The sequence below is a fragment of the Aquabacterium sp. T101 genome (assembly GCF_057219775.1).
The window spans coordinates 282,095-306,542 of sequence record NZ_JBXVVZ010000003.1 but is presented as its reverse complement, the minus strand read 5'-3'; the positions used below and the strand labels follow the sequence as shown (position 1 = coordinate 306,542).

At 72.4% G+C, this 24,448-nt stretch carries 24 protein-coding genes; 18 read left to right on the top strand and 6 right to left on the bottom strand.

Annotated elements, in window-relative coordinates; translation table 11 throughout:
- Positions 1-4: 4 nt before the first annotated feature.
- Positions 5-4,213 (bottom strand): YhdP family protein, encoded by a 4,209-nt coding sequence (locus AC2EAQ_RS11290; protein WP_484643646.1) that lies wholly within the window; start codon positions 4,211-4,213, stop codon positions 5-7.
- An 88-nt stretch (positions 4,214-4,301) separates the two neighbouring features.
- Here AC2EAQ_RS11290 and glnE point away from each other — a divergent pair, with 88 nt between their 5' ends.
- The 4 genes from glnE to AC2EAQ_RS11270 are packed head-to-tail and all read left to right on the top strand — an operon-like array spanning position 4,302 to position 9,288.
- Complete coding sequence (glnE, locus tag AC2EAQ_RS11285) at positions 4,302-7,073, top strand: bifunctional [glutamate--ammonia ligase]-adenylyl-L-tyrosine phosphorylase/[glutamate--ammonia-ligase] adenylyltransferase (protein WP_484643642.1); 2,772 nt, start codon at positions 4,302-4,304, stop codon at positions 7,071-7,073.
- Entirely contained in the window at positions 7,070-7,666 is a 597-nt protein-coding gene (gene rrtA, locus AC2EAQ_RS11280) for a rhombosortase (RefSeq protein WP_484643639.1), read from the top strand. Before glnE ends, rrtA begins: the two co-directional genes overlap by 4 nt.
- Positions 7,663-8,568: a DMT family transporter gene (locus AC2EAQ_RS11275; RefSeq protein ID WP_484643635.1), complete on the top strand. Its 906-nt coding sequence runs from the start codon at positions 7,663-7,665 to the stop codon at positions 8,566-8,568. The genes rrtA and AC2EAQ_RS11275 overlap by 4 nt, the downstream gene beginning before the upstream one ends.
- A gap of 27 nt (positions 8,569-8,595) precedes the next feature.
- The gene (locus tag AC2EAQ_RS11270; protein ID WP_484643628.1) at positions 8,596-9,288 is read left to right on the top strand and encodes a glutathione S-transferase; all 693 of its coding nucleotides are present in this window, start codon (positions 8,596-8,598) and stop codon (positions 9,286-9,288) included.
- Positions 9,289-9,298: 10 nt separating this feature from the next.
- Here AC2EAQ_RS11270 and AC2EAQ_RS11265 read toward each other — a convergent pair whose 3' ends face one another.
- Positions 9,299-10,153 carry a ferritin family protein gene (locus AC2EAQ_RS11265; RefSeq protein WP_484643624.1) on the bottom strand — a complete coding sequence of 285 codons (855 nt, stop codon included), beginning with the start codon at positions 10,151-10,153 and terminating at the stop codon, positions 9,299-9,301.
- A gap of 52 nt (positions 10,154-10,205) precedes the next feature.
- On the bottom strand, positions 10,206-10,904 hold the full coding sequence (locus AC2EAQ_RS11260; RefSeq protein WP_484643622.1) for a cobalamin B12-binding domain-containing protein: 699 nt from the start codon (positions 10,902-10,904) through the stop codon (positions 10,206-10,208).
- A 309-nt stretch (positions 10,905-11,213) separates the two neighbouring features.
- On the opposite strand from AC2EAQ_RS11260, the gene AC2EAQ_RS11255 reads away from it, so the two are divergent.
- From AC2EAQ_RS11255 to AC2EAQ_RS11220, 8 genes are read left to right on the top strand one after another with little or no spacing between them, the layout of a single operon-like run.
- Positions 11,214-12,509: an NAD(P)/FAD-dependent oxidoreductase gene (locus AC2EAQ_RS11255; RefSeq protein WP_484643617.1), complete on the top strand. Its 1,296-nt coding sequence runs from the start codon at positions 11,214-11,216 to the stop codon at positions 12,507-12,509.
- Positions 12,506-13,291, top strand: a complete 786-nt coding sequence (locus AC2EAQ_RS11250; protein WP_484643614.1) for a DUF1365 domain-containing protein — start codon at positions 12,506-12,508, stop codon at positions 13,289-13,291. Before AC2EAQ_RS11255 ends, AC2EAQ_RS11250 begins: the two co-directional genes overlap by 4 nt.
- Complete coding sequence (locus AC2EAQ_RS11245; RefSeq protein WP_484643611.1) at positions 13,288-14,517, top strand: class I SAM-dependent methyltransferase; 1,230 nt, start codon at positions 13,288-13,290, stop codon at positions 14,515-14,517. The genes AC2EAQ_RS11250 and AC2EAQ_RS11245 overlap by 4 nt, the downstream gene beginning before the upstream one ends.
- Positions 14,486-15,055 carry a chalcone isomerase family protein gene (locus tag AC2EAQ_RS11240; RefSeq protein ID WP_484643607.1) on the top strand — a complete coding sequence of 190 codons (570 nt, stop codon included), beginning with the start codon at positions 14,486-14,488 and terminating at the stop codon, positions 15,053-15,055. The genes AC2EAQ_RS11245 and AC2EAQ_RS11240 overlap by 32 nt, the downstream gene beginning before the upstream one ends.
- Positions 15,052-16,353 (top strand): MFS transporter, encoded by a 1,302-nt coding sequence (locus AC2EAQ_RS11235; protein WP_484643602.1) that lies wholly within the window; start codon positions 15,052-15,054, stop codon positions 16,351-16,353. Before AC2EAQ_RS11240 ends, AC2EAQ_RS11235 begins: the two co-directional genes overlap by 4 nt.
- A complete protein-coding gene (locus tag AC2EAQ_RS11230) occupies positions 16,350-16,898 on the top strand; it encodes a DUF3833 domain-containing protein (protein ID WP_484643597.1) in 549 nt (182 codons plus the stop codon). Before AC2EAQ_RS11235 ends, AC2EAQ_RS11230 begins: the two co-directional genes overlap by 4 nt.
- Before the next feature lie 7 nt (positions 16,899-16,905).
- Positions 16,906-17,691, top strand: a complete 786-nt coding sequence (locus AC2EAQ_RS11225; RefSeq protein WP_484643594.1) for an SDR family NAD(P)-dependent oxidoreductase — start codon at positions 16,906-16,908, stop codon at positions 17,689-17,691.
- A 2-nt stretch (positions 17,692-17,693) separates the two neighbouring features.
- On the top strand, positions 17,694-18,134 hold the full coding sequence (locus tag AC2EAQ_RS11220; protein ID WP_484643590.1) for a nuclear transport factor 2 family protein: 441 nt from the start codon (positions 17,694-17,696) through the stop codon (positions 18,132-18,134).
- Positions 18,135-18,140: 6 nt separating this feature from the next.
- Here AC2EAQ_RS11220 and AC2EAQ_RS11215 read toward each other — a convergent pair whose 3' ends face one another.
- Positions 18,141-18,605 carry a hypothetical protein gene (locus tag AC2EAQ_RS11215; RefSeq protein ID WP_484643587.1) on the bottom strand — a complete coding sequence of 155 codons (465 nt, stop codon included), beginning with the start codon at positions 18,603-18,605 and terminating at the stop codon, positions 18,141-18,143.
- Between the two features lie 88 nt (positions 18,606-18,693).
- A complete protein-coding gene (corA, locus tag AC2EAQ_RS11210) occupies positions 18,694-19,656 on the bottom strand; it encodes a magnesium/cobalt transporter CorA (RefSeq protein ID WP_484643888.1) in 963 nt (320 codons plus the stop codon).
- A 341-nt stretch (positions 19,657-19,997) separates the two neighbouring features.
- Here corA and hpf point away from each other — a divergent pair, with 341 nt between their 5' ends.
- From hpf to hprK, 3 genes are all read left to right on the top strand, one after another.
- Positions 19,998-20,336, top strand: a complete 339-nt coding sequence (gene hpf / locus AC2EAQ_RS11205) for a ribosome hibernation-promoting factor, HPF/YfiA family (protein WP_484643582.1) — start codon at positions 19,998-20,000, stop codon at positions 20,334-20,336.
- Between the two features lie 227 nt (positions 20,337-20,563).
- Entirely contained in the window at positions 20,564-21,034 is a 471-nt protein-coding gene (locus AC2EAQ_RS11200) for a PTS sugar transporter subunit IIA (protein WP_484643579.1), read from the top strand.
- A gap of 34 nt (positions 21,035-21,068) precedes the next feature.
- Entirely contained in the window at positions 21,069-22,025 is a 957-nt protein-coding gene (gene hprK, locus AC2EAQ_RS11195; RefSeq protein WP_484643574.1) for an HPr(Ser) kinase/phosphatase, read from the top strand.
- A gap of 21 nt (positions 22,026-22,046) precedes the next feature.
- Here hprK and fur read toward each other — a convergent pair whose 3' ends face one another.
- Positions 22,047-22,475, bottom strand: a complete 429-nt coding sequence (fur, locus tag AC2EAQ_RS11190; RefSeq protein ID WP_484643571.1) for a ferric iron uptake transcriptional regulator — start codon at positions 22,473-22,475, stop codon at positions 22,047-22,049.
- 60 nt (positions 22,476-22,535) lie between these two features.
- Between fur and AC2EAQ_RS11185 the strand changes: the two genes are divergently transcribed.
- From AC2EAQ_RS11185 to AC2EAQ_RS11175, 3 genes are read left to right on the top strand one after another with little or no spacing between them, the layout of a single operon-like run.
- Positions 22,536-23,054: an outer membrane protein assembly factor BamE gene (locus tag AC2EAQ_RS11185; RefSeq protein WP_484643568.1), complete on the top strand. Its 519-nt coding sequence runs from the start codon at positions 22,536-22,538 to the stop codon at positions 23,052-23,054.
- Positions 23,051-23,788, top strand: a complete 738-nt coding sequence (gene dapB / locus AC2EAQ_RS11180; RefSeq protein WP_484643563.1) for a 4-hydroxy-tetrahydrodipicolinate reductase — start codon at positions 23,051-23,053, stop codon at positions 23,786-23,788. Before AC2EAQ_RS11185 ends, dapB begins: the two co-directional genes overlap by 4 nt.
- On the top strand, positions 23,788-24,444 hold the full coding sequence (locus tag AC2EAQ_RS11175; protein WP_484643561.1) for a MotA/TolQ/ExbB proton channel family protein: 657 nt from the start codon (positions 23,788-23,790) through the stop codon (positions 24,442-24,444). Before dapB ends, AC2EAQ_RS11175 begins: the two co-directional genes overlap by 1 nt.
- Positions 24,445-24,448 lie beyond the last annotated feature (4 nt).

The window sequence follows — 24,448 nt, the reverse complement described above, 5'->3', positions numbered from 1 at the left end:
GCCCTCACGAATTGCCGGGCGGCGCCGACGCCGGTGCGGCTGGCGCGTCGAGATCGGGCATGGGCTCGCCCAGCTTGCGCTCGACCCGCTCGACCTTCGGGTCGACCCAGGACCCCTGGACGGTGAACTCGCGGGTGCTGGCCGCCATCAGCGGACGGCGCAGGAACATCTGCGCAAGGAAGGTGCCCAGGCCCACGGCCGGGTTGATCGCCGCATAGGCCAGCGAGGCCGTGCCGGCATTGATCTCGGGCACCACCACCACGCGCAGGTCCTGGGTCTCGCGCTGCAGGTCGGCGCTGCCTTCCATCAGCACCACCGCCTGCACGCCGCGCATGCGCAGGTTGCGCGTGGCAGCCACGCCGTCGTCCACGGTCACCTCGCCGGTGATGTTGTCGAACGCGAAGCCCTCCTGGAACAGGTCGCGGAAGTCCAGCGCCAGCCGGCGCGGCAGCGACTGCAGGCTCAGCACCGACAGCAGCCGCCCCGCGCCCGGGCCGGCCTTGAGGAACTGCCCGCTGTCCAGCGCCAGGTTGAGCCGGCCGTCGAGGCTGGGCACGTGGAAGGCCAGCGGCGAGCCGGCCCAGGACACCTGGCCCGACATCCGGCCCTTGCCGCCGCGCAACGTGCCGGGGAACCCGAGCCGGTCGAGGAAGGCGCCGCTGTCGGCGAGGTCGAGCCGGAAGTCCATCACCATGCGCTGGGCCGTCGCGCCGCCGGCCTGCCACTGGCCGGTGCCGGTGAGCTGAGCCTCCGGGGTGGTCACCGCGAAGCGGGTCATGCGCCACTCCCGCGTGCCCCGGTTCACGGCTTCGACCTCGACCCGGCCGAGCTTCTTGCCGCGCAGCTCGAAGTTGTCGATGACGATGTCCAGCGCCGGCACGGTGGCGGGCGCCTCGGCCAGCAGGCTCTCGACCGAGCTCGCGTCCGACGGCGGCAGGGCCAGGCGGGCCAGCCGCGCGTACACGCGTCCCGGCTGGGCGGGGGTGCGGCCGGCGCGGTACTCGACGTAGCCGCCGAGCTGGTCCGCGTCGAGGCTGCCGCGCCAGGTGCCGTCCTGCGCGTCCTGGCTCACGCCGACCACGAGGTTGGTGAGGCGGCGCCCGCCGGACACGAGCGACTGGGCACGTAGCGCCACCGTGCGCGGCAGGTAGCCGTCGCCGGCCGCCGCCGCCGGGGCGCCACCGGCGGGCACGCGGTCGATCGCCGCCTGCCACGCGTCGGCATCGACCGCGTCGAGCGCGAACACGGCATGCACGCCCCGCTCGGGCAGCGGCGGCAGCGGCTCCTGCACGCCGATGGCGCCGCGCAGCACCTGGGTCGGCGCGTCGGGCGGGTGGTCGCGCAGGTACTGGGCCGTGAGCACGTTGCCCAGTTCCACCCGCACCGTGTCGCGGGTGGGCGCATCGGGCACGGCGCGCGTCTCCACTCGCAGCGGCCAGGACGCTTCGGCGGGCTTGCGCAGCGGCGCGGGAAGCTCCAGCCCAAGGCCGGTCAGCGGACTGGTCAGCGCGAACTCCGTGCGCCCCTTCGCGATGCCCAGGGTCAGACGGTAAGAGGCCTGGCCGGTGGCCGACGCGGCCAGGCGCGACACGCTGCCGAACTCGACGGCGCGCCGCAGGCCCTCGGCCGTGGCCACGCCTTGGCCGGCAAAGCGCAGGCTGCCGTCGGGCTGGGTACCACCGTCGAAGGTGGCGTCGCCGCCGAGGACCCGGGCACTGCCGCCGGTCACGGTCAGGCCCTTGTGCGTGAACCCCACACGCGCCCGCGTGCCGGCCAGCAGCGGCATCACGGGGGCGATGCGCAGGTCGTTGCCGGCCAGCGTCAGCGTGCCCTGCACCGTGGCGCGCTCGATCTCGGCCAGCGGCAGCTCGAGGGCCAGCCGCAGGTCGGCGTTGCCGCCGGCATTGGCGTCGCGAAGCGCCTGACCGGTCCAGCCGGCCACCGGCGACGCGTTCACGTAACGCACCAGGTCGGCCAGCGGCCCGCGCACCTGGCCGTCGATGGCCAGGGTCGGGTGGGCCAGGTCCCGGATCGTGCCGCCGACCTTGGTCAGCTCCAGGCCCCAGAGCCGGGCCTGCGCATTGCGGATCTCCATCGACGTGCGGTCGAACACCAGATCGGCCGACACGCCGCTGAACGCCGGCCACGCCGACGGCGCGTCGCCTTGCGCCGGCACGTAGGCCAGTTGCACGTCCTGCACGCGGCCGACGATGCGGAACTCGCCCGGCGGCGGCGCCACCGCGGTGCGGCTGCCGGCCGGCGCCGGCTGCGCAACGAAGGGAAACTCGCCCAGGTCGCCCTTCACGCGGAAGGTGGCCGACGCCACCTTGCCCGACACGACGGCGCGTTCGACGTAGCGGCGCGCCGCCTCGGACACGCCCAGCGGCAGGTAGCGTGCCACCGCAGCGGCGTCGCCCCGCGTCAGCTGCCCGGCCAGGTCGAGTTGCCCGGGGAACCGCCCGCCGCGGCCGCTGCCGGTGCCGGGCCCGGTGCGCCACGACGCCACGCTGACCTTGCCCTGGGCGTCGGCGTTGGCGAACTCGGTGTCGGACAGCGACACCTCCACCGCCGACGGCAGGCCCGCGGCCTGCGGCGCGATGCGCCAGGCCAGGCGGGTCGAGAAGCTGTCGAGGGCCACTTCGGCCTGCTCGAACACGCCCGGCACGATGATCGATCCGCGCTCGATGGACAGGCGGGCCGTGCCGCCGGTTTCGCTGGCGTCGAGGTCGAGATTGGCATTGCGCCAGCCGGGTCGGCCGAGGCGGTGCCCTTCCACCGGCACGGCTGGTGCGACGGTCAGCCCCTGGGCCCGGGCCTTGAGCTGATAGCGCGCGGGCGCGCCGAGCGCGCCGTCCCAGCGCGCCGACAGGTCGCGCACCAGGCCGCTGGGCAGCAGGTCGGCCAGCAGCGTGTCGATGGCGGCGCCCAGCGGCAGCTGTGCCGCCAGACGGGCCAGTGCGGCCAGGTCGAGCCGGTCGGCGCTGAACTCGCCGCCGTCGAACACCCAGGGCGGCGCCGACGCGCCCGCGGCGGCGGGCGCGGGCGCCTCGGCCTCGCGCAGCGCCAGCGCCAGGCGCGTGGCGGGCCAGTCGATGTCGCTCGCGGCGAAGGTCAGACCGTCGGCCGAGAAGCGCAGCGTGCGCCCGTCGCGCCGCGCGCCGACGCGGCCCTGCAGCCGGTCCAGCGCCAGCAGCTTGTCCGGGCCCGGGAAGTGCAGCGCCACGTCGAGCAGGGCCAGGTCCGCCGTCACGCCCTGCGGCCGGCCGTCCTTGATGTCGACCCAGGCCCGCAACGACCCGGTGCCGGCGCGCGCCTGCACCGGCAGCGGCGGCAGCCACGCGGCCACCGCGGCCGCGTCGGCCTGCGGCAGCTCGGCATACACCGTGCCGTGCCAGCGGCGCCAGTTGCTGCGCTGCGACAGCAGTGGCTGCGTGAAGCGCCCCATCAGCGTGAAGCGGGCCCCGGCCTGCGCCGGGGGCGTGGCATCCAGGCGGATGTCGTGCCGCGCCAGGCCGTTGCGCACGACCAGGTCGACGTCGGTCAGCTCGACCGGCGCGGCGCCGCTGCGCTCGTCCACCCAGCGCAGCCGCCCGTGGCGCACCACCAGCTCGCGCTGGGCGAGCAACCAGTCGGTGCCGGCGCCCTGCTCGTCGTCGTCCGGGCCGCCGGCCCGCACCTCGATGCCGGCCACGAAAAGGCGCCCCTGGGCGTCGCGCCGCACCTCGAGGTCGGCCCCCTCGACATGCAGCTGCTCGAAGCGCACCCGCAGGCCGAGCAGCGAGCGCGCGGACAGGGCCGCATGTACGCGCGGCAAGCGCAGCGCCTGGGCCGCGGCAGCCCCCGAGCCGGCGTCCGGACGACGCGACAGCACCACGTCGTCCAGTTCGAACAGCGGCATCCAGCCGCTGGAGCGCACCCGCAGCGCGCCGATGCTGACCGGCACGCCGAGCAGGTCGCTCGCCTTCTGCTCGATCTCGGGTTTCCACTGGCCGATGCGCGGCACAATGCCCCACTGGAGAGTCAGCCATGCAAGCAGCAATAAGCTCCAGGCGCCCAACAACAGCGTGAAGGCCACGCGCCAAGCCAGGCGCAGGCCACGACGGCGGCGCCGGTCCGCGCCGGGAGCCGCGGGCGGGGAAGCAGTGGAGACGGAGGGCAAGGGTGATGCGGCGGGAGCGAGGCGAAGCAGCGCGGCACGCGGGGCCGGAGCCATCGCTCCTGCAACGCCCCATGGCGTCACCTCGTCGACACGCCGGTACCGGCCCGAACCAATCTAGCACAGGCCCAGGGCGCAACCAGACGTGACGAGCGACCACCTGCACCGCCCGGCCAACGCGCGGGCCGACCACAGCCGCTTCGTGCAGCGCGTGCGGCGGCGCCATGAAGCCCGGCTGGCCGATCTGGCCGCGGGCGTGCCGGACGTGGCCCGCATCACGGCCTGCATCGAGCTGCTGCGGGCGCAGGGCCAGCCTCTGCCGTCGGCGCTGCGCATCGCGCGCCAGCTCGTGCTGGAGCGGCTGGCCGTGCTGGACATCGAACAGGACGCACCGCTGGCCGACATCACCGGCGCAATGACGGCGCTGGCCGAGGCCACGCTCGAGCTGGCCCTGGCCGAGGCGCGGCGCGAGACCGACCTGCGCCACGGGGCGCCGCGCACCGCCACGGGCGAGCCGATCGACTTCTGGATCGTCGGCATGGGCAAGCTCGGCGCGCGCGAGCTGAACGTGTCGTCCGACATCGACCTCATCTACGTCTACGAGGACGAGGGCCAGACCGACGGCAGCGAGCCGGTGTCGGCGCACGAGTACTTCGCCAAGGTGGCGCGGCGGCTGTACGCGCTGATCGGCGACGTGACGGACGACGGCTTCGTGTTCCGCGTCGACCTGGCGCTGCGGCCCAACGGCAACTCGGGCCCGCCGGTGGTGAGCCTGGCCATGCTGGAGGAGTACTTCCAGACGCAGGGTCGGGAGTGGGAGCGCTTCGCGTGGCTGAAGAGCCGCGTGGTGGCGCCGCGCGACGCGGTGACCAGCGGACGGGCGCTGGCGCTGCGCTCGCTGGTCACGCCCTTCGTCTACCGCCGCTATCTCGACTACGGCGTGTTCGAGGGTCTGCGGCAGCTGCACGCCAAGATCCGTGAGGAGGCCCAGCGCCGCGCCGCCGGCCGGCCCGAGCGCGGCAACGACGTCAAGCTGTCGCGCGGCGGCATCCGCGAGATCGAGTTCATCGTGCAGCTGCTGCAGGTGGTGCGCGGCGGCCAGTTCCCGGAGATCCGCACCCGCTCCACGCTGCGCGCCCTGGAGCGCCTGTCGGCACGCGGCCTGATGAAGGCCGGCACGGCGTCGCAGCTGGGCCAGGCCTACGTCTTCCTGCGCAGGGTCGAGCACCGCATCCAGTTCCTCGACGACCAGCAGACGCATCGCCTGCCCGACGCCGACGAGGACCTGGGCTGGATCGCGCGCTCGCTCGGCCTGCATTGCAGCGCCGAGGTGTGCGAACTGCTGGAGCGTCTGGTGGCCGTGCGCGAGCTGGTGGCCACCGAGTTCGACGCGCTGCTCCACGAGGGCCGCGGATCGGCCGGCGCAGGCGACGGGAACGGCAACGGCAAGGGCCCGTGCCGCACCTGCGGCCCCGGGCCGCTGCCGGTGGACAGCGAGGCCTTCCTCGAGCGGCTGCCGCCGGCGATCGCCGAGCGGGCGCGGCGCTGGGCCCTGGGCCCGCGCGTGCAGTCGCTGCGCGACCCGAGCAAGCTGCGCCTGGCGCGCCTGGTGCAACGCGCGGCCGACTGCGTGACCGAAGGCCGCTGCGCCGAGGACGCGGCGCTGCGCTTCATCGACTGGGTCGAGCCGCTGCTGCGGCGCGAGAGCTACCTCGCGCTGCTGGTGGAGCGGCCCGAGGTGCAGCACCGGCTGCTCGGCCTGCTGGGCCTGGCGCGCTGGCCGATGCGCTACCTGATGCAGCACCCGGGCGTGATCGACGAGCTGGCCGACGCGCGGCTGGTGGCCGGCCGCTTCGAGCGCGACGAGCTCGTGGCCGAGCTGCAGGAGCGGCATGCCGCCTGGGAGCGGTCGGGCGAGGCCGGTGAGGAGGCGCTGCTCGACACGCTGCGACGCGCGCACCATGCCGAGGTGTTCCGCACGCTGGTGCGCGACGTGGAAGGCAGGCTGACGGTGGAGCAGGTGGCCGACGACCTGTCGGCACTGGCCGACGCGGTGCTCGGCTGCACCATCCGCTGGGCCTGGAGCCAGCTGCGCCAGCGCCACCGGCCCGAGCCGCAGTTCGCCGTCATCGCCTACGGCAAGCTCGGCGGCAAGGAGCTGGGCTACGGCAGCGACCTCGACGTGGTGTTCGTCTTCGACGACAGCGACGAGGCCGACACCGACCGCGCGGTCGAGGCCTACGGGGCCTTCGTGCGCAAGCTGATCACGTGGCTGACGGTACGCACCGCCGCGGGCGAGCTGTTCGACATCGACACCGCGCTGCGCCCGAACGGCAACTCGGGCCTGCTGGTCACGTCGTTCTCCGCGTTCGAGCAGTACCAGCGCGGACGCGGCAGCAACACCGCATGGACCTGGGAGCACCAGGCCCTGACGCGCGCCCGCTGCTGTGCCGGGCCGTCGGGGCTGGCCGCGCGCATCGAGGGCGTGCGCCGCGATGTGCTGGCCACGCGGCGCGACGCGGCGGCGCTGCGCGCCGAGGTGCTGTCCATGCGCGACAAGGTGCGCAGCGCGCGCCCGGTCAAGGACGGCCTGTTCGACGTGAAGCACAGCGCGGGCGGCATGATGGACGCCGAGTTCGCGGTGCAGTACCTGGTGCTGGCGCACTCGCATGCGCACCCCGGCCTGCTCGACAACGTGGGGAACATCGCGCTGCTGCAGCGCGCCGAGGCGGCCGGCCTGCTGCCGCCCGGCGTGGGCCACGGGGCGGCCGATGCCTACCGCGAACTCCGGCGGGCGCAGCACCGCGCCCGCCTCGACGAGCAGCCGACGCAGTTTCCGGCCGACACCCTGCAGGCCGAACGCGACGCGGTGCTGGCGCTCTGGCACGCCGTGTTCGGGCCGCCCGCCGTACCGTGACGGCGGGCGCCCGCGGCTGGCTGGCGCTTTGCGCCGCGCTGCTGGCGGTGGCCGCTGCCGGCTGGTTCGGCCCGCGCGGCCTGCTTGACTGGCAACCCGCGCGGGCCCTGGCCGAACCGTGGCGCGCCTGGACCGCGGCCGCGGTGCACTGGAGCCCGTGGCACCTGGGCATCAATGCGCTGGGTTGCGCGGTGGTGGCGGCGTTCGGCATCGCGGCGCGCGTGCCCCTGCGCTGCACCTTCGCCTGGCTGGCGGCCTGGCCGGTCGGCCACCTGCTGCTGGCGCTGCAGCCGGCGCTGGCCAGCTACGGCGGGCTGTCGGGCGTGCTGCACGGCGGGGTGGCCGTGGCGGCCTGGCATCTCGCCCGGCACGACGCCGCGGTCGGGCGCCGGCGCGTGGGCCGGCTCGTGCTGGCCGGACTGGCGGCCAAGATCGTGCTCGAGGCGCCGTGGGGTGCGCCGACGCGGCTGGCGCCGGGCGACGACTTCGCGGTGGCGCCGCTGGCCCACGCCACCGGGGCGGTCGGCGGGCTGCTCTGCGCCTGGGCCGCCGACGCGCTCGCCGCCCGCCGCGCGAGGGGGGCCGCGCGATGAGTGCCGGCACGCTGCGTCACGACCGGCTCGATGCGCGCGCGGTGTCGATCCTGCTCGTGTGCTGCGTGCTGTGGGGGCTGAACCAGGTGGCGGCCAAGGCCGCGCTGGCTGAGGTGCCGCCGCTGACGCAGGCCGCGCTGCGGTCGATCGGCGCGGCGGTGCTGGTGCTGGCCTGGGCCCGCTGGCGCGGCATCGCGCTGTTCGGCCGCGACGGCACGCTGCGCGGCGGCCTGCTGGCCGGTGCGCTGTTCGCCGCGGAGTTCGCCTGCATCTTCGTCGGCCTGCAGTTCACGTCGGCGTCGCGCATGGCCGTGTTCATCTACATGTCGCCATTCGTCGTCGCTTTGGGCATGCCGCTGCTGTCGCGGTCGGAAAGGCTGTCGGCGCCGCAATGGGCCGGCCTGGCGCTGGCGTTTGTCGGCGTGGCCTGGGCCTTTGCCGAGGGCTTCGCGCCCGGCGCGGCGGCGCCGCCCCGGCAATGGCTGGGCGACGCGCTGGGCCTGGGCGCGGCACTGCTGTGGGGCGCGACGACGCTGGCCATCCGCGGCACGGCCCTGGCCTCGGCGCCGGCCGAGAAGACCCTGCTGTACCAGCTGGCCGTGTCGGGCGTGCTGCTCGCGCTGGCCGCGCCGCTGGCCGGCGAGCGCTGGCCGGCGAGCTGGGGCGCGGTGTCGCTGGCCTCGATGGCCTTCCAGACCGTCGTGGTCAGCTTCGCGAGTTACCTGGCGTGGTTCTGGCTGGTGCGCCACTATCCTGCCGCCCGCATCGCCGCGTTCACGCTGCTGACCCCGGTGGCCGGGCTGTTCGCCGGCGTGCTCATCCTGGGCGAGGCCCTCACGCTGCGGCTGGCGGTGGCGCTGGTGGCGGTGGTGGCAGGGCTGGCGCTCGTCAGCCGCCGCTAAGCTCGGCGCCTCACGAAGGAGAACCTCATGACCCTCACCCTGTGCGGCTTCCCGCTGTCGAACTACTACAACAAGGCGAAGCTGGTGCTGCTCGAGAAGGGGCTGCCGTTCGAGGAGGAACTGCACACCTTCAGCTCGCTGAAGACGGACGAGGTGCGCGCGGCGTCGCCGCTGGGCAAGGTGCCCTTCCTGCGCACGCCGCAGGGCACGCTGTGCGAGAGCGCCGTCATCGTGGAATACCTCGAGCAGCTCGCGCCCCGGCCCGCGCTGCTGCCGGCCGACCCGTGGGCGGCCGCGAAGGCGCGCGAGATCGCGCAGTTCCTCGAGCTCCATCTGGAGCTGGTGGCGCGCGAGGTCTACGGGCAGGCGTTCTTCGGCGCACCGCCCACCAGCGACTCGCACCGCGAGCGCGTGCGCAGCCGTCTCGTGGCGAACATCCCCGCCTTCGCACGCCTCGTGCGGTTCTCGCCCTTCGTCGCGGGCGACAGCTTCACGCTGGCCGACTGCGCGGCCTACGTGCACCTGCCGGTGGTGGCGCTGTGCACGCGCGCGGTCTGGGGCGAGGACCTCGTCGCCGCGGGAGGCGTGGACTGGAAGCCCTACGTGAAGATGATCGGGCAGCGGGCCTCGGCCCAGCGCGTGGACGCGGACCGCAAGGCCGATCAGGAGCGCACGCTGGCCGCCGCCCGGGCCGCCGGCTACTCGCGGTCGCCGGGCTGAGCGGCCGGCTTCAGGCCGGCGCGGCGCCGCTGGGCGCCAGCGAGCGCCCCAGTTCCTTGCGGTAGCGGTTGAGCTCCTGCACGCTGGCGAAGCTGCGTTCGAACAGCAGCGACAGGTTGTGCAGGATGCGCTCGACCACCTTGCCTTCCCAGACCGCGTCGAACTGGATCTGCCGGTCCAGCCAGTGTTCGAGCCACTGCGGGTCGGGCAGGCGGCTTTGCACCGTGTCGCGCGGGAACAGCTTCTCGTTGACGTGCAGGTTGGTCGGGTGCAGCGCCTGCGCCGTGCGGCGAGCGCTGGCCATCAGCACGCCCACCTTGGCGAAGGCCGCCTTGGCCTCGTCGCCGAAGTTCTGCATCGCGCGCTTCATGTAGCGCAGGTAGGCGCCGCCGTGGCGGGCCTCGTCGCGCGCCAGGGTCTCGTAGATGGTCTTGATCACGGGTTCGGTGTGCCACTCGGCGGCACGGCGATACCAGTGGTTCAGGCGGATCTCGCCGCAGAAGTGCAGCATCAGCGTCTCGAGGGCCGGCGCCGGGTCGAACTCGAAGCGCACGGCGTGCAGCTCCTCCTCGGTGGGGACCATGTCCGGCCGGAAGCGCCGCAGGTACTCCATCAGCACCAGGGAGTGCTTCTGCTCCTCGAAGAACCACACGCTCATGAAGGCCGAGAAGTCGCTGTCCTCGCGGTTGTCGCGCAGGAACATCTCGGTGGCCGGCAACGCCGCCCACTCGGTGATCGCGTTCATCTTGATCGTCTGCGCCTGCTCCTCGGTGAGCAGGGCGGCGTCGAACCGATCCCAGGGAATGTCGCTGGCCATGTTCCAGCGCACGGACTCGAGTTGCTTGAACAGTTCAGGGTAGAGCATGACGGTCGGCTTGGGGCGAACGCGAAGTCTAAGGCGCCGGGCCTTACCCCGGTCAAGCAGCGGGAGGTTGCACCACGCGCCAGGCCGCCACGGCAGCCGCCACGGACTCCAGGGTCGTCAGCGGCGTCACCCCGTCGATCGTGCGCCGGCGCAGCACCGGCGCGCTGCCGCCGGCCCAGATCGCGACCCGGCGCGGCAGCTTGGTGCGCAGCTCGTTGAGCGTGTCCAGCGTCTCGTTCGGGCTCACGCTGCCGGAGTGGCTGAGCGCCACGACGTCGGCGTCGAGGGCCGCAGCCGCCCGTGCGATGTCCCACACCGGGGTCTGCACGCCCAGCGACGTGCAGCGACACCCTTCCAGCGTCAGCGCCACCTCGGCCATCAGCAGCCCGAGAGAGTGCGGCTCGCCGCTGGACGTGGTCAGCAGCACATGCGGACGCAGCCCGCCGCCACCGGGGCGCGAGGCTAGGGCCGTGCGCAGCTGCCGCTGCACCAGTTCCGTGTACAAGTGCTCCTGGAACAGTTCGAGGCGGCCCTGCATCCAGGCGTCGCCCACCTCGGTCGTCAGCGGCGCAATCACCTCGCGCACGAAGCGCCCCAGTCCCAGGCGTGTCAGCGCGTCGTCCATCCGGACCTGGAAGTCGCGGGCCCGGTTGCCGATCAGCAGGTCGAGCAGGTCACGCCGCAGCGCGACCGCGTCGGACAGGGGGCCGGCGGGCGGGGTTTCGGAGGGTTGGCGGGTGGAACCGGACACGGTGGTTGCGGAGCGTGTACTTGATAGTATAAGATTGAACTCATGAGTTCACGACACGCCCATCCCCTGGCCCGGCGGTCACAAGCCGTTGCAATCGGCGGTGCGGAACTTCCGCGGCGGCGCCGTGTCCATGCAGAAGTACCGGTTTCGTTGCTGCGCAGCCTTCCAGCGAGTCTGGCTGCAATCCCTGAGCGCTTCTCCTCCTCCTCCCTCCCTCCCTCCTTCGCTCCGGGGCGCCGCGCAGCAGTCTTTACACCCAAGGGCATCGCCAGGCGCGATGCCCTTTCCTTTTCTGCCGGGAGCTGAGCGATGCGCCGTGTCGCCGTCATCGGTTCCGGCATCGCCGGCCTGTCCGCCGCCCACGCATTGCGGCGTGAGGCCCGGGTCACCCTGTACGAGGCTGCCGACTGGTTCGGTGGACATGCCCACACCGTCGATGTGGAGCTGGAAGGCCGGCGCCACGGTGTGGACACCGGCTTCCTGGTGTTCAACGAGCGCACCTACCCGGGCCTGATCCGGCTGTTCTCCGACCTCGGCGTGGCCACCGCGCCGTCGGACATGTCGTTCTCGGTTCAGTCACCCGCCACCGGCTGGGAGTGGTGCGGCAGCAACCTCGACTCGGTGTTCGCCCAGCGCCGCAATCTGGTGTCGCCGCGCTTCTGGAAGATGCTTTCCGAGATCGTGCGCTTCAACCGGCTCTGTACGGCACTGGCGCAGGACGGCGGCGCGCTCGACGAGCCGATCGGCGACTTCCTCGATCGCCACCGCTTCGGTGCGGCGTTCCGCGACGGCTACTTCCTGCCGATGATCGGCTGCATCTGGTCCTGCCCGACGGACCAGATGCTGCGCTTCCCGGTCGGCACGATGATCCGCTTCTGCCACAACCATGGCCTGATCCAGCTCACCGACCGGCCGCAGTGGCACACGGTGAAGGGCGGCTCGGTGCGGTACGTCGAGCGCATCGTCTGGGGCATCGACGACAAGCGCCTTGGCGTGGCCGTGCGCGGCGTGAAGCGGCTGCCGCCGGGCGCCGGGCACGCCGGCGTGCTGGTGCGCACCGACCACGGCACCGAGCGCTTCGACGACGTGGTGCTGGCCACGCACACCGACGTGTCGCTGGCGCTGCTCGAGGACGCCGACGCCGACGAGCGCGGCGTGCTGGGCGCCATCCGCTACCAGCCCAACCGCGTGGTGCTGCACACCGACGCGTCCGTGCTGCCCCAGCGCCGCCGCGCCTGGGCCGCCTGGAACTACGAGCGCGCGGCCGACCGCTCGCGCGAGCAGGCCGCCGTGTGCCTGCACTACCTGATCAACCGGCTGCAGCCGCTGCCCTGGCAGCAGCCGGTGGTCGTGTCGATGAACCCGCTGCGCCCGATCCGCGACGACGCGGTGCTCGGCGAGTGGATCTACGACCACCCCGTGTTCGACCGCGCCGCGGTCGACGCCCAGCAGCGCCTGCCCTCGATCCAGGGCCGGTCGCATGTGTGGTTCTGCGGCGCCTGGGCGCGCTACGGTTTCCACGAGGACGGCCTGATGTCCGGCCAAGCCGTGGCGCAGGCCCTCGCCGCGCGCTGGGCCGCCACGCCCGCCGGAGCCGCGGCGTGACCCACCGGGCGCAGCTGGCGATCGGGCGCGTGCGCCACACGCGGCTCAAGCCCGCGGTGCATGCGTTCGACTACGCCACCTACTTCCTGCTGCTGCCGCTGCGCAGCCTGCGCGACCGACCGGATCCGGCGCTGGCGCGCAACCGCTTCGCGCCCGTCGCCTTCCACGACCGTGACCATGGCGACGGCCGCGCCGACTGCCTGGCCTGGCTCGAGGAGAAGCTGGCCGAGGCCGGCATCCACGACGCCGACGGCGAGGTGTGGCTGCAGGCGTATCCGCGCGTGCTGGGCTACGTGTTCAAGCCGGTAAGCTTCTGGTACTGCCACCGGCGCGACGGCTCGCTGGCCGCCGTGGTGGCCGAGGTGAACAACACCTTCGGCGAACGGCACTTCTACCTGCTGAGCGGGCCCGGCCTGGCCTGGGGCCGCGAGCTGACGGCCGAGAAGGTATTCCATGTGTCGCCGTTCTGCCGCGTCGAGGGTACCTACCGCTTCCGCTTCGCCCGCACCGACGAGCGCATCGTGGCGCGGGTCGAACTCGACGACGCCGACGGCGCACTGCTCGTCACCAGCGTCGGCGGCGAACTCGAACCGGCCACCGCCGCGCGGCAGCGCCGCGCGTTCTACGGCCAGCCCGCGATGACCCTGGGCGTCATCGCCCGCATCCACTGGCAGGCGCTGAAGCTGATGCTCAAGCGCGTGCCCTTCTTCAGCAAACCTCCCGCACCGCTGCAAGCCTTGTCGCACGGTGCTCCGTCTGCGCCCAGCGCCCTCACGAGATGACCATCGCCCGCACCCTGCGCGCCAGCGCGTCCGTCCCGCCCGCCGCCCCGGCCTCCGCCCGTGCCGTGCTGCATCTGCTGTCGAAGCTGTCCGTCGGCCGCCTCGACGTGCAGCTGCCCGACGGCTCGACCGCGCGCTTCGGTGCAGAGGGCGCGACCGAGCCGCACGGGGCGATCCGGCTCGACAACTGGAACGTCTGCGCCGCCGCGCTGCGCTCCGGCGACATCGGCTTCGCGGAAACCTACATCGCCGGCGACTGGCACACCCCGGACCTGGCCGCGCTGCTGCAGCTGTTCGTCGCCAACCGCGATTCGATCGAGTCGGTGGTCTACGGCACCTGGTGGGGTTCGCTGCTGCACCGGCTGCGCCACCTGACGCACCGCAACTCGCGCCGCGGCAGCCGCAAGAACATCCATGCCCACTACGACCTGGGCAACCCGTTCTACCGCCTGTGGCTCGACGAGTCGATGAGCTACTCGTCGGCCTGGTTCCAGGGCGACCGCAGCACCAGCCTGCGCGACGCGCAGACCGCCAAGCTCGACCGCGCGCTGCAGGAGTGCCGCGTGGCGCCGGGCGACCGCCTGCTCGAGATCGGCTGCGGCTGGGGCACGCTGGCGCGCCATGCGGCGTCGAAGTTCGGCGCGCAGGTCACCGGCGTCACGCTGTCCACCGAGCAGCTGGACTGGGCGCGCCATGCCGCGGCCGCCGACGGCCTGTCGCCGCGCATCGACCTGCGCCTGCAGGACTACCGCGACATTCCCGACGCCCCCTACGACGCGGTGGTGTCGATCGAGATGTTCGAGGCCGTCGGCCGCGAGTACTGGGCCGGCTTCTTCGACACCGTGCGCAGCAAGCTCAAGCCGGGCGGCCACGCCTGCATCCAGAGCATCACGATCCGCGACGACCTGTTCGAGCGCTACGTCGGCGGCACCGACTTCATCCAGCAGTACATCTTCCCCGGCGGCCTGCTGCCCAGCCCGAGCGAGTTCCGCAAGGCCGCGAGCGCGGCGGGCCTGGAGGTCGTCAACGAGCTGGCCTTCGGCGGCGACTACGCCGAGACCCTGCGCCGCTGGCGCGAGCGCTTCCTGGTCGAAGAGCCGCAGGTGCGGGCGCTGGGTTTCGACACGCGCTTCATGCGGACCTGGGAGTTCTACCTTGCCTACTGCGAAGCCGCGTTCTCCTGCGGCAACACCGATGTCGTCCAGTTCACGCTGCGTCGCGCCTGAGCGCCGGCGCCTGCTGTGCGCGGCTGCGCTGGTCGCGCTCGCGCCCGCCGCGGGCGCGCAGGCCGCGCCGCCGCCCGAGGTGGCGCTGGACCTGCCCGGCGCGAGGCTGCAGGGCCAGGGCACGCTGCGCTGGCTGGGCCTGCGGGTCTACGACGCCCTGCTGTGGTCGCGCACGCCGCTCACCCCCGCCGACGCGGTCAATGCGCCGCTGGCGCTGGAGCTGCGTTACGCGCGCCGCCTGAAGGGGCCTCTGATCGCTGAACGGTCGCTGGACGAGATGCGCCGGCAGGGCCCGATCGACGACGAGAACGCGCGCCGCTGGCTGGCCGCGATGACCGGGCTGTTCCCCGACGTCGACGAGGGCGACCGCATCACCGGCATCCAGCGCCCGGGCATCGGTGCACGCTTCCATGTCAACGGCCGCCTGTCCGGCGAACTGGCGGACGCCCAGTTCGCGCGACGCTTCTTCGGCATCTGGCTGTCCGACAGCACCTCGGAGCCGGCACTGCGCAGCGCTCTGCTCGGGACCCGGCCGTGACACCGGCCGGCGCCACGGCCACTCCCGCGCCCGCCCTGCCCGGCGGCGCCTCGGGCGTGTCCGCGGGCCTGTCCTACGGCGCGCTGGGCTTTCCGCTGGCGTTCGTGGCGCTGCCGCTATACGTGCTGCTGCCCAACCTGTATGCCAGCGAGTTCGGCGTGCCGCTGGCCGCGTTGGGCGCGATGCTGCTCGCGGCACGCCTGCTCGACGCGGTGGCCGACCCCTGGATCGGCCTGTGGACCGACCGCTGGTTCGCCCACTCGCCGGGGCGCGCGCTGGTGGCGGCGGCCTTCGCGGCCCTGTTCGCCGTGATGGGCTTCCACGCGCTGCTGTTCCCTCAGGTGCAGGGCGTCGGCGCACTGCTGACCTGGTGCGCTGTCGGCCTGGCCGTCACCTACCTGTCCTACAGCGTGCTCAGCGTCGTGCACCAGGCCTGGGGCGCGCGCCTGGGCGGCGACGCGCGCCAGCGTGCCGGCGTGGTCGCGTGGCGCGAGGGGCTGGCGCTGGTGGGCGTGGTCACGGCCAGCGTGCTGCCGGCCACGGCCGGCCTGGGGGCCACGAGCGCGACCTTCGCGGTGGCGCTTCTGGTCGGTCTGGCCTGCCTGACGCTGGCGCCCCGGCCCTCGCCGGGTCGTCTGGTGGAAGCGCTCGCGATGAGCCGGCCGCTGGCCGACCCTGCGCTGCGCCGGTTGCTGGCGGTGTTCATCGTCAACGGCATCGCCAGCGCGGTGCCCGCCACCCTGGTGCTGTTCTTCATCCGCGACCGGCTGCAGCTCGGCGCCTGGGAGCCGCTGTTCCTGGCCAGCTACTTCGTCGCCGGCGCGGCCTCGATGCCGCTGTGGGTCCGCCTCGTGCCGCGGTTCGGCCTGGCCCGCCCCTGGCTGGCCGGCATGCTGCTGGCGGTGTCGGCCTTCGTGTGGGCCGCCACGCTGGGCCCGGGCCAGCTCGGCGGCTACCTGGCCGTGTGCGTGGCCAGCGGCCTGGCCCTGGGCGCTGACCTGGCGCTGCCGGGCGCGATGCTGGCCGGCGTGATCGCGCGGTCCGGCCAGGCCGGCCGCGCCGAGGGCAGCTACTTCGGCTGGTGGAACTTCGCCACCAAGCTGAACCTCGCGCTGGCCGCCGGCCTGGCGCTGCCGCTGCTGTCCCTGCTGGGCTACACGCCCGGCGCCCGCGACCCCGACGCACTGACGGCGCTGACCCTGGCCTATTGCCTGCTGCCCTGCGTGCTCAAGCTGCTGGCCGCCGGCCTGCTGTGGGGCCTGTGGATGCGCTCTCCCCATTCCGAGGACCCTGCATGACGACCCTGCGCCGACGCTTCTTCCGCCCCGTAGCCGCGCTGCTGACGGCCCTGGCCCTGGCCGGCTGCGCCAGTGCGCCGGTGCCGCAGGACTACGCCAACGAGACCCCGCGACTGGACCTGCGCACCTACTTCAACGGCCCGCTCACGGCGCACGGCGTGTTCACCGACCGCAGCGGCAAGGTGGTGCGGCGCTTCGTGGTGCAGCTGCGCGGCACCTGGACCGGCAGTTCCGGCGTGCTGGAGGAGGACTTCAAGTACAGCGACGGCAAGGTCGAGCGTCGCGTCTGGCGCATCGACGACCTGGGCGGCGGCCGCTACCGCGGTCGCGCCGACGACGTCGTCGGCGAGGCCGTGGGCCAGGCCGCCGGCAACGCGCTGAACTGGCGCTACACCCTGGCGCTGCCCGTCGACGGCCGGGTCTACGAGGTCCAGTTCGACGACTGGATGTACCTGATGGACGAGCGCGTGATGCTGAACAAGGCCGTGATGAGCAAGTTCGGCATCACGCTGGGCGAGGTCACCCTCGCCTTCTACAAACCCTGAGCACCCGATGAGCCTGAACCCCCGCATCACCGACTGGAACGGCAAGGTCGTCTGGATCGTCGGCGCCTCCACCGGCATCGGCCGCGCCACGGCCGAGCGCCTGCTGGCCTCCGGCGCCCAGGTCGTCGTGTCGGCGCGCAGCGAAGCCGGCCTGCGCGCGATCGTGGCCGACCGCCCCAACGCCCAGGCCATCGTGCTGGACGCCACCGACCGCCAGGCCGTGCACGCGGCCTTCGACCAGGTGCTGGAAAGGCACGGCCGCGTCGACCTCGTCGTGTACTGCGCCGGCCACTACAAGGCCCTGCGCGCCACCGAGTTCGACCTCGACGAGATGCTGCGCCACCAGCAGGTGAACGTCACCGGTGCCTACTACCTGCTCGACGCGGTGCTGCCGCAGCTTCTGCGCCAGGGCGCCGCCGGCCAGCCCGGGCACCTGAGCCTGGTGGCCAGCGTGGCCGGCTACCGCGGCCTGCCGAATGCGCTGGCCTACGGCCCGACCAAGGCCGCGCTGATCCACCTGGCCGAGGTGCTCTACCTCGACCTGCAGCCGCGCGGCATCGGCGTGTCGATCATCAATCCGGGCTTCGTCGCCACGCCGCTGACCGCCAGCAATGCGTTCGAGATGCCGGCGCTGATCACGCCGGAGGAAGCGGCGCGCCAGATCGTCGCCGGCTGGGAGGCCGGGCGCTTCGAGATCCACTTCCCGAAGCGCTTCACGCTGTGGCTCAAGGCGCTGCGCCTGCTCGGCGACGGGCCCTACTTCGCGGCGATCCGCCGCGCCACCGGGCTGTGACCGTGGCCCGCCACGCCGACCCGCGCGTCGCGCGCGTGATCGACCTGTTCGAGCAGCTCACGCCCGACGACCTGCCGCGCCTCGGCGAGTTCTACGCCGACGATGCGCACTTCGTCGACCCGTTCAACGACGTTCGCGGCGTGGCAGCGGTGCGGCAGGTGTTCGAGCACATGTACCGCTCGCTGGACATGCCGCGCTTCATCGTGCACGACGCCGTCGCCGAGGGCGACCAGTGCTTCCTGACCTGGGATTTCCGCTTCGGATTCCTGCGCTATGCGCGTGGCACCGAGCAGTGCGTGCGCGGCAGCAGCCACCTGCGCTTCGCGCCCGACGGGCGCGTGCGCCTGCACCGCGACTACTGGGACGCGGCACAGGAGCTGTACGAGAAGCTGCCCGCCGTGGGCGTGCTGATGCGCTGGCTCAGGCGCCGCGCCAGCGAGTAGGCCGGCTCAGCGCTGGCCTTCGGTCAGCGTGTCGAGCTGGAAGCGGCCGCTCTTGTCGACCAGCCAGATGTCGGTGTAGCGCACCGTGCCCATCTTGGCCGGCGCCGGGAACGGGCTGGCCGCCTTGATCATGTTCACCGCCCAGGGGGCCACCTCGGCGGCCGCGGGCTGGCGCACCACGCGCACGTTCTGGACCACGCCCTGGGCGTCGATCTCGGTCTCGATGATGGCGATGCCGTACAGCAGCGGCGGCATCTTGCCCTTGTGGATGTGCTTGCCGTACGCCGCGTAGAGGTGGCGCGCGCCGTCGCTGCGGTATTCCAGCGGCGACTCGGCCTGGGACGGCCGCTTGAACGCGCCGGTGACCGGGGGCGTGGTGGCGAAGTTCTTGGTCTGCGCCAGGGCGGCGGGCGCGGCCAGGGCCGCACACAGGGCCAGCGCGGCGATTCGGGGCAGGCGGGTGGTGTTCATGGGGGCAGTCTAGGAATTGCGGTCCGGGCCCTGGCGTGCGTTCCGCACGCCGCCGCGCCGCTTGCGATTGGTTACCGCGACGCAGTTCTCACCGCAGCCAGCCCTTGCGGCGGAAATAGATGAAGGGCGCCGCCACCGACACCACCATCAGGCCGATCGCGAACGGGTAGCCCCAGGCCCAGCGCAGTTCGGGCATGGCGTCGAAGTTCATGCCGTAGACGCTGGCGATCAGCGTCGGCGGCAGCAGCGCCACGCTGGCCACCGAGAACAGCCGGATGATCTTGTTCTGGTTGATGTTGACGAAACCGACGGTGGCGTCCAGCAGGAAGTTGATCTTGTCGAACAGGAACGCGGTGTGCGAGTCCAGCGAGTCGATGTCGCGCAGGATCTGGCGTGCCTCCTCGAACTGCTCGGCATTGAGCATGCGGCTGCGCATCATGAAGCTCACCGCGCGCCGGGTGTCCATCACGTTGCGCCGGATGCGGCCGTTGAGGTCCTCCTCGCGCGCGATGGCGGCCAGCGCGGCACCGGCGGCGCGGTCGTCCACCTCCTGCTTGAGCGTCGCCGCGCCGACCTTCTCCAGGCTGTCGTAGATGCCCTCGAGCGCGTCGGCGCTGTACTCCGCGTCGGCGTCGTAGAGCTTGAGCAGCACGTCCTTGGCGTCCTCGATCAGCGCCGGGATCCGGCGCGCACGCAGCCGCAGCAGCCGGAACACCGGCAGGTCCTCCGCATGCACCGAGAACAGCACATGCTGGTGCAGGATGAAGGCCACCCGCACGTTGCGCGGGGCCTGGTCGTCGTCGATCAGGAAGTCCGAGCGGATGTGCAGCTCGCCGTTGTCCTCCTCGTAGAAGCGCGCCGACTCCTCGAGGTCATCGTCGACGATGTCGTCGGGCAGCGTGAGGCCGAAGCGGGCGCGCAGCAGGCCCTTCTCGTCCGGCGTGGGCGCCTCCAGGTCGACCCATACCGGCTGCAGCCCGTCGAGCTGTCGGGGGTCGTCGATCTCTTGCTGGACCAGCCGGCCATTGACCAGCGTGAACACGTTGAGCATGGAACTCGGCTCCGGCGCCGGCACGGGCGCAAGGGGCATGCAATGGGGGATCGGTGTTCCGTCTCACCCCGGCGCATGGCGGCTGGAGCGGACGGTCACCGAGGGTGACTCGGGTCCAAACGGGTCTCCGGACAAAGACGAAGGATTATGTCACCGCGATCCTGCGGCGAAGCTGTCATCATGGTCTCGACAGGGGTGGCGGCTTCGGGTTGCCAGACCGCCGGCCCCTGGGCACACTGGCCCACGCGACCTTGTCTTTCATTCTGCAATCCACCCCCCAGTTTTCCCCTGCGGCCGCCGGCCGCCTTGCCCTTGCCTTCCCTGCTGAAAAGGAGCACTCGATGAATCTGACGATCAGCGGACACCACCTCGATGTCACTCCCGCCCTGCGCGAGTACGTGGTCAACAAGCTGGACCGAGTCACCCGGCACTTCGACCAGGTGGTCGACATCACCGTGCTGCTGAGCGTGGAGAAGCAGAAGGAGAAGGAACGACGGCAGAAGGCCGAGGTGAACCTGCATGTGAAGGGGCGCGACATCCACGTGGAGCAGGCCCACGAGGATCTTTACGCCGCCATCGACCAGCTGGTGGACAAGCTCGACCGCCAGGTGTGCCGTCACAAGGACCGTGTCCAGGACCACCATCACGCATCGCCCAAGCGCCTGGAAGCTAGCGCCTGAGGCAAGTAAGCGTCTACTGACAAGCGGCCTTCGGGCCGCTTTTTCATGCCCTCGCGGCGACCGGGATGCCGCAGCGCAGCAAAAGTGCAACACACCCCGGCTTTGGCGGGACGGCCCTCTATCTGCGGCGCCCCACGGCTCCCATAATCCACGGCTCCGACATGTTTCCTAGCGTGTCAGCCGCGCGTTCGACGCTGCGTTGAATGCCACGGAAGGACGCCGCCCGCATGAACAGACTTGCCGCCATCTTGCCCGCCACCAACGTGATGCTCGGCGTGGACGCCACGAGCAAGAAGCGGGCGTTCGAACATGCCGGCGTGCTGTTCGAGAACCAGCACGCCATCGCGCGGGCCACCGTCACCGACAACCTCTTCGCGCGCGAGCGCCTGGGCTCCACCGGGCTGGGGCACGGCGTGGCCATCCCGCACGGGCGCATCAAGGGGCTGAAGAACCCGCTGGCCGCGGTGCTGCGCGCCCAGCAGCCGATCGCCTTCGACGCGCCGGACGACGAGCCGGTGTGCCTGCTGATCTTCCTGCTGGTGCCCGAGGCGGCGACGCAGCGGCACCTGGAGATCCTGTCCGAGATCGCCGAGATGCTGTCCGACCGCGACCTGCGCGAGCGCCTGAAGGCCGCGCCCGACGCCGCGACCCTGCACAAGCTGATCGCCGACTGGGAACCGCTGAAGTCGGTCGCATGATCGCGCCGGGCCGCATTGCGGCGAGGCTGCCCTCGTGAAACCCACCTCGATCAGCGCCGAGGCGCTGTTCGAAGCCCACCGCGACGCCTTGCAGTGGGAGTGGGTCGCGGGCCATGCGCACCCGGAACGCCGCTTCGACGACGCCGCCATCCGTGACGCCCGCTCCGCCGCGGACCTGATCGGCTACCTGAACTACATCCACCCCTACCGGGTGCAGATCGTCGGCCGGCGCGAGGTGGCCTACCTCAGCGAGGCCGCGCCCGAGGTGATCGACAAGCGCATCGCCCGCATCGTCACGCTCGAGCCCCCGCTGCTGATCGTTGCCGACGCGCAGACGCCGCCGGACCGCCTGGTGGCGATGTGCGACCGCGCCGAGATCCCGCTGTTCGTCACCCGCGAGTCGGCCGGCCACGTGATCGACGTGCTGCGCGCCTATCTCGGGCAGCGCTTCGCCGACCGCACCACGCGCCATGGCGTGTTCATGGACATCCTCGGGCTGGGCGTGCTGCTCACCGGCGAGTCCGGCCTGGGCAAGAGCGAGCTCGGGCTGGAACTGATCTCTCGCGGCCACGGCCTGGTGGCCGACGACGCGGTGGACATCTACCGCACGTCGCAGACGGCGCTGGAGGGCCGCTGCCCGCCGCTGCTGGCCAACCTGCTCGAGGTGCGCGGCATCGGCCTGCTCGACATCAAGGCCATCTTCGGCGAGACCGCCGTGCGCCGGAAGATGCGCGTGCAGCTGCTGGTGCACCTGGTGCGCAAGGAGACGATGGAACGCGAGTTCGAGCGCCTGCCCTACGAGCCGCTGCGCGAGGACATCCTCGGCGTGCAGGTGCGCAAGGTGGTGATCGCGGTGGACGCGGGCCGCAACCTGGCGGTGCTGGTGGAAGCGGCCGTGCGCAACACCATCCTGCAGCTGCGCGGCATCGACACCTACGGCGAGTTCGTGCGCCGCCACCAGGAAGCGATGGAAGGCCCGCAGGACGGCTGAGCCGCGGCGGCCGGCGCGACGTCAGCGCGGGCGGTGCGGACAGTCGGTCTTGGTGCAGACCGCGTACATCGACAGCGCATGTTCCTGCAGCGCGAAGCCGCGCTGCTCGGCCACGGCGCGCTGGCGCGCCTCGATCTCGGCGTCGAAGAACTCCTCGACCCGGCCGCAGGTCAGGCACAGCAGGTGGTCGTGATGCTTGCCCTCGTTGAGCTCGAACACCGACTTGCCGCTCTCGAAATGGCTGCGCGACAGCAACCCGGCCTGCTCGAACTGCATCAGCACGCGGTAGACCGTGGCCAGGCCGATGTCGGCGTCCTCGGCCAGCAGCAGCTTGTAGACGTCCTCGGCCGTCATGTGGCGCTGCTTCGAGCGCTGGAAGACCTCCAGGATCTTCAGGCGCGGCAGGGTGGCCTTCAGGCCACTGCTCTTGAGGTCGTCGGCGCGGGTCATGGCGGTCGGTAAAATCGCCCGCATCATAGCCAGCGCCGCCCAGCGGCCCGGACCTGCCCCATGCGACGCTCCTGCCTTGTTCTCGCCCTCGTCGCCCTGACCGGCTGCTCCTCGCTGCAGCCGCCGAAGGACAAGCTGCTGGGCGTCGTCACGCCCTACCGCATCGACATCATGCAGGGCAACGTGGTCACCAAGGAACTGGCCGCGCAGGTCAGGCCCGGCATGAGCCGGGAGCAGGTGCGCGACCTGCTCGGCTCGCCGCTGCTGGCCAGCGCCTTCCATGCCGAGCGCTGGGACTACGTGTTCACCCTGAGGCGCCAGGGCGTCGAGCCGCAGCGCCGCAGCGTCGTGGCGCACTTCGGCAAGGACGGCAAGCTCGAGCGGCTCGAGGCGCCCGACCTGCCCTCCGAGACCGAGTTCGTCACCTCGGTGCTGCCGCGGCGCAGCGGCACCGAGCCGGTGCTGGCCCTGACCGACGAGCAGAAGAAGGCCCTGCCGCCGCCGGTGAAGACCGAGACGCCGGCGACGGTGCAGCCCCAGGGCGCCGCGCGGACCTACCCGCCGCTCGAGCCGGCATGACGCTGCGCATCGCGGTGGCCGGCGCTTCCGGCCGCATGGGGCGCATGCTGATCGACGCCGTGCAGGCCGCGCCGGACTGCGCCCTGGCCGGCACGCTGGACATCGGCCAGGACATCGACGCCGGCCTGTCCGGCGCCCAGGTGCTGATCGACTTCACCCGGCCCGAGGGCACGATGGCGCACCTGGCCGCCTGCCGCCGCCTCGGCGTCAAGGCCGTCATCGGCACCACCGGCTTCAGCGACGCCCAGAAGGCCGAGATCGCCGGCCATGCGCAGCACCTGGCGCTGATGGTCTCGCCCAACATGAGCGTGGGCGTCAACGTGGTGCTGCGCCTGCTGGACACGGCCGCGCGCGCGCTGGCCGAGGGCTACGACATCGAGATCGTCGAGGCGCACCACCGCCACAAGGTGGACGCGCCCAGCGGCACCGCGCTGAAGATGGGCGAGGTGGTCGCCGCCGCGCTGGGGCGCGACCTGCGCCAGTGCGCCGTCTACGGGCGCGAGGGCGTGACCGGGGAGCGCGACCCGTCGACCATCGGCTTTGCCACCGTGCGCGGCGGCGACATCGTCGGCGACCACACGGTGATGTTCTGCGGCACCGGCGAACGCATCGAGATCGCCCACAAGAGCGCCAGTCGCGCCACGTATGCGCAGGGCGCGCTGCGCGCGGCCCGGTTCCTGATGGACAAGCCGTCCGGCCTGTTCGACATGAACGACGTGCTGGGGCTGCGCTGATGGACGGCTTTGCCACCTTCTGGAACGCCAGCGACGCCATCGGCCGCGCGGTCGCCCTGATGCTGCTGGCCATGTCCGTGGCGAGCTGGGTCACCATCCTCTGGAAGGGCTGGGTGCTCGCGCGCGTGCGGCGCGACATCGAGCGCGCCGTGCCGGCGTTCTGGGCCGCCCCCGCCCTGGCCGAGGGCCGCTCGCGGCTGGCCTCGCTGGACCGCGAGGGCGTGCTGCTGCCGCTGATCGAGGCTGCCACCGCCGAGGCGCCGGCCGGCACGCTCGAGTCGGGCGCGCAGGCGGACTCGCGCATCACGCGGCGCCTGCGCGACGCGCTGCACCGCGGCCTGGCGCACCTGCAGTTCGGCCAGGTGCTGCTGGCCTCGATCGGCAGCACTTCCCCTTTCATCGGCCTGTTCGGCACCGTCTGGGGCATCTACCACGCCCTGGTGGCCATCGCCTCGGCCGGCTCGATCACCATCGACAAGGTGGCCGGGCCGGTGGGCGAGGCGCTGATCATGACGGCCGCCGGCCTGGCGGTGGCGATCCCCGCCGTGCTGGCCTACAACGTGTTCGGCAAGTGGGTGGGCGCGGCCGAGGCCGAGCTCGAGGGCTTCGCGCACGACCTGCGCGAGATGCTGGCCGACACCGGCCGCGCGGCCTGACCGC

Excerpts from the sequence above, each read along its gene's own strand:
- AC2EAQ_RS11290 (WP_484643646.1), bottom strand. The coding sequence starts at position 4,213 with ATGGCTCCGGCCCCGCGTGCCGCGCTGCTTCGCCTCGCTCCCGCCGCA.
- AC2EAQ_RS11275 (WP_484643635.1), top strand. The coding sequence starts at position 7,663 with ATGAGTGCCGGCACGCTGCGTCACGACCGGCTCGATGCGCGCGCGGTG.
- AC2EAQ_RS11270 (WP_484643628.1), top strand. The coding sequence starts at position 8,596 with ATGACCCTCACCCTGTGCGGCTTCCCGCTGTCGAACTACTACAACAAG.
- AC2EAQ_RS11265 (WP_484643624.1), bottom strand. The coding sequence starts at position 10,153 with ATGCTCTACCCTGAACTGTTCAAGCAACTCGAGTCCGTGCGCTGGAAC.
- AC2EAQ_RS11255 (WP_484643617.1), top strand. The coding sequence starts at position 11,214 with ATGCGCCGTGTCGCCGTCATCGGTTCCGGCATCGCCGGCCTGTCCGCC.
- AC2EAQ_RS11245 (WP_484643611.1), top strand. The coding sequence starts at position 13,288 with ATGACCATCGCCCGCACCCTGCGCGCCAGCGCGTCCGTCCCGCCCGCC.
- AC2EAQ_RS11240 (WP_484643607.1), top strand. The coding sequence starts at position 14,486 with ATGTCGTCCAGTTCACGCTGCGTCGCGCCTGAGCGCCGGCGCCTGCTG.
- AC2EAQ_RS11230 (WP_484643597.1), top strand. The coding sequence starts at position 16,350 with ATGACGACCCTGCGCCGACGCTTCTTCCGCCCCGTAGCCGCGCTGCTG.
- AC2EAQ_RS11225 (WP_484643594.1), top strand. The coding sequence starts at position 16,906 with ATGAGCCTGAACCCCCGCATCACCGACTGGAACGGCAAGGTCGTCTGG.
- AC2EAQ_RS11215 (WP_484643587.1), bottom strand. The coding sequence starts at position 18,605 with ATGAACACCACCCGCCTGCCCCGAATCGCCGCGCTGGCCCTGTGTGCG.
- corA (WP_484643888.1), bottom strand. The coding sequence starts at position 19,656 with ATGCTCAACGTGTTCACGCTGGTCAATGGCCGGCTGGTCCAGCAAGAG.
- hpf (WP_484643582.1), top strand. The coding sequence starts at position 19,998 with ATGAATCTGACGATCAGCGGACACCACCTCGATGTCACTCCCGCCCTG.
- AC2EAQ_RS11200 (WP_484643579.1), top strand. The coding sequence starts at position 20,564 with ATGAACAGACTTGCCGCCATCTTGCCCGCCACCAACGTGATGCTCGGC.
- fur (WP_484643571.1), bottom strand. The coding sequence starts at position 22,475 with ATGACCCGCGCCGACGACCTCAAGAGCAGTGGCCTGAAGGCCACCCTG.
- AC2EAQ_RS11185 (WP_484643568.1), top strand. The coding sequence starts at position 22,536 with ATGCGACGCTCCTGCCTTGTTCTCGCCCTCGTCGCCCTGACCGGCTGC.
- dapB (WP_484643563.1), top strand. The coding sequence starts at position 23,051 with ATGACGCTGCGCATCGCGGTGGCCGGCGCTTCCGGCCGCATGGGGCGC.
- AC2EAQ_RS11175 (WP_484643561.1), top strand. The coding sequence starts at position 23,788 with ATGGACGGCTTTGCCACCTTCTGGAACGCCAGCGACGCCATCGGCCGC.